Source organism: Cupriavidus numazuensis (assembly GCF_905397435.1).
Taxonomy (GTDB): domain Bacteria; phylum Pseudomonadota; class Gammaproteobacteria; order Burkholderiales; family Burkholderiaceae; genus Cupriavidus; species Cupriavidus numazuensis.
The window spans coordinates 1-602 of the sequence record NZ_CAJPVI010000172.1; the positions used below are offsets into that span (position 1 = coordinate 1).

The window sequence follows — 602 nt, forward strand, 5'->3', positions numbered from 1 at the left end:
CTACAGCCTGATGCTTACGTGCCGCGCCTGTGACATCGAACCGTATGCTTATCTGCTCCACGTGCTCACAGAGTTGCCACAGCGCGCGCCGGACGCTGACATCAGCGACCTGTTGCCGTTCAACTTCGCCCGGCGGCAAACCGCGCCGCCGCACCCAGCCTGAGCGAGGCCGATCGTCGCCCCGAGTTCGGGGACTCCGTCACGTTGGGAGAAGCGCCTCGTTACCCGGTAACGGTTGGCGCTAGCGGGGCACGTTGAAGTAGTGATCCCACTGCTCCGAGTCCGGATCGAGCCTGCGCACGATCGCGTCGTCCGCTCGCGCGATCAGCCGCTCCAGCATCTGACGCTTCGTTACCGTGTAACGGTGCGCCAGCCGTGCAAGAGCAAGTTCGGCCTCCGTACTGACCCACATGTCCAGCCGCCGCTCTCCGTTGCCATCCGTGCCCGCCGTCGCGCGCCTTGCCCGATAGGCGGCTTGCCGCTGTGCTGTCGTCTGTGCCATCCCGCACTCCTCGTGATCGTTACCCGGTAACACCCCGTGCGACGCACGGTATCGGATAACAATCGGAATACTCAAGGTGTGCTGGATCTAGCGCTTACGA

2 protein-coding genes are annotated in these 602 nt (G+C 64.0%); one reads left to right on the forward strand and one right to left on the reverse strand.

The window, feature by feature from the left end:
* On the forward strand, positions 1 to 163 hold a 163-nt coding region (locus KHO41_RS41065), incomplete at its 5' end, for a transposase domain-containing protein (RefSeq protein ID WP_211958900.1).
* A 78-nt stretch (positions 164 to 241) separates the two neighbouring features.
* On the opposite strand, the gene KHO41_RS41070 is transcribed toward KHO41_RS41065, so the two are convergent.
* Positions 242 to 502 (reverse strand): hypothetical protein, encoded by a 261-nt coding sequence (locus tag KHO41_RS41070; RefSeq protein WP_211958899.1) that lies wholly within the window; start codon positions 500 to 502, stop codon positions 242 to 244.
* Between the last annotated feature and the right edge of the window lie 100 nt (positions 503 to 602).